This window comes from Vibrio sp. 811 (assembly GCF_033339195.1).
Map to the genome: position 1 here is coordinate 1 of NZ_JAWOUB010000820.1, position 545 is coordinate 545.

Consider the following 545-nt stretch of genomic DNA (forward strand, 5'->3'; position numbering starts at 1 on the left):
CGTGCGTGAACGGTCAGTTCATTCGCTCCCGCAGATTGAATCGCATCCACGATTTCAAAACAGTCTTCAGGGTTTTCCCAGCCCAGACGAATTTTTGCGGAGACAGGGATATTCGCAGGCACTGCGTCGCGGCATGCTTTTACCACGCTATGAATCAACTCAGGATGCTGCAATAGCGCCGCACCTCCTTTGCTTTTGTTGACCATTTTTGCTGGGCAACCAAAATTTAGGTCGATGCCGCGCGCGCCAAGCTCTGCTGCTCGGATTGCGTTTTCCGCCATCCAGTGTGGCTCTTGACCTAGTAGTTGAACATGTACAGGCACACCAGAAGTGGTCTGAGAGCCTTGCATAAGCTCCGGACATAAGCGATGAAAGACATGGTCTGGCAGGACTTGATCGATCACTCGAACGAACTCCGTCACACACAGATCATAGTCGTTTATTTCGGTCAGGATTTGGCGCATCAAATGGTCTAAAACGCCTTCCATTGGGCCTAATACAACTCGCATAGTTTGCCTAATACAGTTTGGTGATAAAAAGGAGGG

General features: G+C 49.9%; 1 protein-coding gene. It reads right to left on the reverse strand.

The genetic code is table 11. The features are described from left to right. Window positions 1-509 (reverse strand): tRNA-dihydrouridine synthase (locus R7Q46_RS29590; RefSeq protein WP_318078640.1); only part of this gene is annotated, 509 nt, incomplete at its 3' end. Between the last annotated feature and the right edge of the window lie 36 nt (window positions 510-545).